This is a genomic window from Candidatus Planktophila sp. (assembly GCF_046070465.1).
In the GTDB taxonomy this organism is placed as follows: Bacteria; Actinomycetota; Actinomycetes; order Nanopelagicales; family Nanopelagicaceae; genus Planktophila.
Window position 1 is genome coordinate 1 of the sequence record NZ_JBJTMK010000038.1, and the last position, 4520, is coordinate 4520.

Below are 4520 nucleotides of genomic sequence, written 5' to 3' on the forward strand. Positions count from 1 at the left end.
GATCGTCCAGAAATTCGTGGCATGGCAGTAGCTGCTCGTCACTTGATCAAGGTAGAGGAGGTCGAATAACAATGACTCTCAAACTTCATCATCTTCGTCCAGCTCCAGGTGCTAAGAAGGCTAAGACTCGTAAGGGTCGCGGTGAGGCATCGAAGGGTAAGACTGCAGGTCGTGGCGGTAAGGGAACTCACGCTCGTAACACGGTTCGTCCGGGCTTCGAGGGTGGTCAGCTTCCACTCGTTATGCGTCTTCCAAAGCTTCGTGGATTTAAGAACCCAGCTCGCATTGAGTACCAGGCGGTTAACGTCTCAACAATCAATGCACTCTTCCCAAAGGGTGGCGATGTAACAGTTGCAGACCTTATTGCTAAGGGAGCGGTTCGTGATTCATTGCCTGTAAAGGTTCTCGGAAATGGCGATATCGCTGTCAAGGTATCTGTAACAGCACATGCATTCTCAGCTTCAGCAATTGAAAAGATTGCAGCAGCTGGTGGATCAACGAACACACTGTAAAACCTGTTTTAAAATCGAATCAACGTCGTGATTGGTTAGAGGGAGAAGATTGATGCTCAGCGCATTTGGAATGGCATTTAAGACGCCAGAACTTCGAAAGAAAATCTTCTTCACTCTCTCCATCATGGCGTTGTTCCGTTTTGGTTCAGTAGTACCAACACCAGGCGTTTCATATGCGAACGTCAAGAGCTGTATCGATAACTCAACAAATTCAGGCCTCTTCGGTCTTATCAACTTGTTCTCTGGTGGAGCGCTTCTTCACCTCTCTGTATTCGCGCTCGGCATCATGCCTTACATCACCAGCTCAATCATCATTCAGTTGCTCACCGTTGTAATCCCTCGCTTTGAAACTTTGAAGAACGAAGGACAGTCAGGTCAGGCAACACTTACTCAGTACACACGTTATTTAACAATTGGTCTTGCAATCTTGCAGTCAACAGGTTTGATCGCAGTTGCACGTACACCAGGTCGTTTAATCTCAGGCTGTAATCTCGCGATTATTCCTGACGCATCATGGCAGCGCATCGTGACCATGATTGTTGTCATGACAGCTGGAACATCGGTAATCATGTGGCTCGGTGAGCTCATTACAGATCGCGGTGTCGGTAACGGTATGTCTATCTTGATCTTCACATCTATCGCTGCAGGATTCCCTGGCCAGTTGTGGGCAATCAAGGTTTCAAAGGGTCTTCCAGTATTCCTCTTCGTACTTCTCATGGGCTTTGCAGTTGTTGCTGCAGTTGTCTTCGTTGAGCAGGCACAGCGCCGTATCCCAGTTCAGTATGCAAAGCGCATGGTGGGTCGTCAGGCATACGGAGGAACATCGACCTACATTCCAATCAAGGTAAACCAGGCTGGCGTTATTCCGGTTATCTTCGCTTCATCACTTTTGTATATTCCTTCATTGGTCGTGAACTTCACCAATAGCCAAGCTGGTTGGGCTGTCTGGATTTCACGTAACTTGGTAAAGGGCGATCACCCTATTTACATCATCGCTTACGCAGCTTTGATCGTCTTCTTCACATACTTCTATGTTGCAATCACATTCAACCCAGATGAGGTTGCAGATAACATGAAGAAGTACGGTGGATTTATCCCAGGTATTCGCGCTGGTCGTCCAACTTCTGAATACCTCACATATGTTCTTTCACGCATCACAGCACCGGGGTCTATCTACCTTGCACTGGTAGCGATTATTCCAATCATCGCTCTCGTTGCATTCGGCGCTTCCCAGAACTTCCCATTCGGTGGAACAGCGATTCTTATCGTTGTCGGTGTTGGTCTTGATACTGCAAAGCAGATCGAATCACAGCTCCAGCAGCGTTCATACGAAGGCTTCCTGAAGTAATGCGTCTCGTCCTGGTAGGTCCACCAGGTGCGGGCAAGGGAACGCAAGCTCAGTTCCTTGCTGCGCACTACGGCATCCCACATATCTCGACCGGAGATATCTTCCGTGCAAACCTCAAAGAGAACACAGCTTTGGGTCAGGAAGCAAAGACATTTATGGATGCGGGTCAGCTCGTTCCCGACTCAGTCACCAATGCGATGGTCAAAGATCGTCTGAACTGGGACGATGCAGCAAACGGCTTCTTGCTCGATGGCTTTCCACGCAATGTGGTTCAAGCCGAAGTGCTTCGTGCAATCTTGGCTGAAAAGCGCACTCCGCTTGATGCCGTACTCGAGCTCTCAATACCAAATGAGCTCATTATTGGCCGCCTCTCTTCACGTCGTACCTGTCGTACATGTGGTGCGCCTTCTACTCCAGAGGCAACAGCATGTAGCGCATGTGGGGGAGCAGATCTCTACCAGCGCGAAGACGATAAGGCTGAAGTTATTGCAAAGCGCCTCGATGTCTATGAAGAGCAGACAGCACCAATTATTCACTTCTATCGCACCGAAGGTCTTCTCATCACTATCGATGCAGATGGTGAAATTGCAGAGATTACAGAGCGCGCAACCTCTGCTCTCGCTCGCGTAAAAGCATAATTAGGTAGCTAACATGGCAATTCAAATCAAAGACCTTGATCAAATCAAGGTAATGCGCCGTGCGGGTTTGCTCGTTGCACATATTCATCAGGCCATTCGCGACAACATCAAAGTCGGAATGACTACTGATGCACTCGATGCGATTGCCGTAGCAACGATTAAGCGTGGCGGAGGAACTGCAAACTTCCTTGGCTATCACGGTTATCCCAAATCAATCTGTGTATCCGTAAACGAGGAGATTGTTCACGGTATCCCTGGTCCACGTATTCTCAATGATGGTGATGTTGTCTCTGTCGACTGCGGAGCAATCATTGATGGCTGGCATGGAGATGCAGCTTTTTCAATTGGTCTTGGGACAGTAGATCCAGAAGATCAGAAGATGATGGATGTCTGCGAAGAATCCATGTGGCGCGGAATTGCAGCCGGATCTCTTAATGCTCGTCTTTCCGATATCGGTCACGCAGTTGAGCAGTATGTAAATTCACAAGGCAAGTACGGAATCTTGCGCGAGTACGGTGGACATGGAATTGGCACAGAGATGCATCAGGAGCCACACGTACTTAACTTTGGTCGTAAGGGATTTGGTCCGAAGATCGTTCCAGGTATGGCGCTTGCGATCGAACCGATGATTACACGTGGCAGCGAGAAGACAAGAGTTCTCGCCGATGATTGGACGGTTGTCTCTACCGATTCATCTCGTGGTTCACACTTCGAACATTCCTATGTGATCTGTCCCGACGGTAAGCCTTTTGTGTTGACTGCCATCGATGGTGGGCGCGAGAAGCTCGGTCGCTATGGCATCGAGGTATCTTCAGCTCTCGACTAGGGACTGTACTAGCCAGTAAACTCACCGTATGGAGCCGAGAATATGAGCCACCAGGATCAGGTGGAGTTCACACTCTGGCTCCGAGAAAATCAAAAGGCCTTCCTTAAAGCGGCGAAGGTAATCTGCTTCGATACCCAGAACGCCGAAGATGTTCTTCAAGAGGCTCTCACCGACGTATATAAGCGCTGGTCGAAGATTCGCGAACATGAAAATCCTGAGGCGTACCTCATGCGAGTGATGGTCAGCAAGCATGCAGATATGCGTCGGAAGTGGCTTCGCAAACAGCAAGAACTCGAAACATCCTGGGACCTTGCTGAAAATATCCGTGACATTGCAGATCAAACAGATGATGTCACCCAACGACTTCTCGTACAAGCGGCCATGAAATCGCTCTCTGCAATTCAACGTGCCGTCCTTGTTCTTATCTACGAGCATGGGATGGTGTTGAGAGAAGTTTCTGAAGTTTTGCAGATACCTATGGGAACTGCGGCATCTCACCTTGCGCGTGGCAAAGCAGCGGTCGCAGCGTATGTAGAGTTAGTCCCCGAACTTGAGAAATCTTCAGGGCGCGAGATAAATGCCCCAGTAAATAATGTTCAGGAGATATTAATCGCGGAGGTGGTGGATTCTAATGAGTGACATCGATCCGCTTATCAAACGTGAAATGCAGTGGATGGCAGTAGGTATCAATGAAAATCGCGACCTTGCGCCAATCATTATTGCTCGCGTTCGTCGCCAGCGAATTCGTAATGTAATTCTCGCAGCTCTTGCCGTCATCGCAATTAGCGCCGGAAGCATTGGAATTTACGAAGCTCTCAGAAGCGATCCAGCCCAAGTTACAGGGGGAATAACCGGCAATAACACTTCTACCCAACCAGAAATTGTCGGTCTCGCATCTGACTACCCAGTCACATGGGAGCAGAGCGTCGGCGATGTCTCTGCAATCAGTGCCGCTGGTGGATTGGGAGATACTCTCGGCGGACTTACTGCGGTAGGTTTAAAGATTTCCTGGGAACGTTGCGGTAAAGAGCAGTGTCCAACTACCTGGATTCTCTCGATTGAGAACAACACAGCTGATTTGGTTTCAACATCTCCATCGCTTGGGATCTTTAACAATCACACGCCGCTGGTCAGCGACTCTCGTCCGACCACAGTATTGCCGGGCGGCAAAGCTCTTCTAGTCTTCACCTTCCCAG

The 4520-nt window shown here is 49.2% G+C and carries 6 protein-coding genes; all 6 read left to right on the plus strand.

Translation table 11 applies throughout. From position 1 onward, the window contains the following. The first annotated feature begins 71 nt into the window (after nt 1-71). On the plus strand, nt 72-512 hold the full coding sequence (gene rplO, locus ACKOVI_RS01915; protein WP_509602289.1) for a 50S ribosomal protein L15: 441 nt from the start codon (nt 72-74) through the stop codon (nt 510-512). A 52-nt stretch (nt 513-564) separates the two neighbouring features. Then, entirely contained in the window at nt 565-1860 is a 1296-nt protein-coding gene (gene secY, locus ACKOVI_RS01920) for a preprotein translocase subunit SecY (RefSeq protein WP_509602291.1), read from the plus strand. Continuing rightward, complete coding sequence (locus ACKOVI_RS01925) at nt 1860-2498, plus strand: adenylate kinase (RefSeq protein ID WP_509602293.1); 639 nt, start codon at nt 1860-1862, stop codon at nt 2496-2498. Before secY ends, ACKOVI_RS01925 begins: the two co-directional genes overlap by 1 nt. A gap of 13 nt (nt 2499-2511) precedes the next feature. Beyond that, nucleotides 2512-3324 (plus strand): type I methionyl aminopeptidase, encoded by an 813-nt coding sequence (gene map / locus ACKOVI_RS01930; protein WP_509602295.1) that lies wholly within the window; start codon nt 2512-2514, stop codon nt 3322-3324. A 42-nt stretch (nt 3325-3366) separates the two neighbouring features. After that, on the plus strand, nt 3367-3963 hold the full coding sequence (locus ACKOVI_RS01935) for an RNA polymerase sigma factor (protein WP_509602297.1): 597 nt from the start codon (nt 3367-3369) through the stop codon (nt 3961-3963). Beyond that, the coding region (locus ACKOVI_RS01940) for a hypothetical protein (RefSeq protein WP_509602299.1) at nt 3956-4520 on the plus strand (565 nt) is incomplete at its 3' end. The genes ACKOVI_RS01935 and ACKOVI_RS01940, both read left to right, overlap by 8 nt.